Here is an 832-nt window from a genome sequence, read left to right as displayed (position 1 = left end):
GACCCGCACCCACCCCCCCACCGCACGAGAGCGTTCCCAGGGACCCCTTACCCGGCTGCCGGGCCCCTGGGGGCCGTAGGGGTGTCTTGCGTCGGCGCCCCCTGCCTAGCCTCCGACAACGGAGGGGAAGCGGACCGGAAACCGTCCGGAGGCGATCCGCGCGGCCCAGGCCCTCACTTCGATCTCGATCGGATGGCGCGCTGGTGAACAACGAAGAGCAACTGCTCGACTACCTCAAGCGGACCACCGCGGAACTGCGGGAGGCACGGCGACGGCTGCGCGAGAACGAGCAGCGCGCACACGGCCCCGTCGCCGTGGTCGGCATCGGCTGCCGCTACCCGGGTGGCGTCACCACTCCCGAGGAGCTGTGGGACCTGGTCGCGTCCGGCACCGACGCGGTGTCCGGCTTCCCGTCCGACCGGGGCTGGGACGTGGACGCCCTCTACGACCCCGACCCCGACCGGCCCGGCAGGACCTACGCCCGTACCGGCGGATTCCTCCACGACGCCGCCGACTTCGACCCCGACTTCTTCGGCATCAGCCCCCGCGAGGCCCTCGCCACGGACCCGCAGCAGCGACTGCTGCTGGAGACCTCCCACGAGGCCATCGAGCGGGCCGGCATCGTCCCGGCCACCCTGCGCGGCAGCCGTACCGGCGTGTTCGCCGGCGTGATGTACAACGACTACGCCACCCGCCTCACCTCCGTACCCGACGACCTCGACGGCTACCTCGCCAACGGCAGCGCCGCCAGCATCGCCTCCGGACGCGTCGCCTACACCTTCGGCCTCGAAGGCCCGGTCGTCACCGTCGACACCGCCTGCTCCTCCTCCCT

1 protein-coding gene is annotated in these 832 nt (G+C 72.2%); it reads left to right on the top strand.

Annotated features, from left to right (window positions below; all coding sequences use genetic code 11):
- Window positions 1-203: 203 nt before the first annotated feature.
- A partial coding sequence (locus GT045_RS28845; RefSeq protein ID WP_161296272.1) for a polyketide synthase occupies window positions 204-832 on the top strand: 629 nt, incomplete at its 3' end.

Source organism: Streptomyces sp. SID486 (genome assembly GCF_009865385.1).
In the GTDB taxonomy this organism is placed as follows: domain Bacteria; phylum Actinomycetota; class Actinomycetes; order Streptomycetales; family Streptomycetaceae; genus Streptomyces.
Note: the sequence above shows the minus strand (reverse complement) of the source record. Positions and strands in the feature narration are given on the sequence as shown.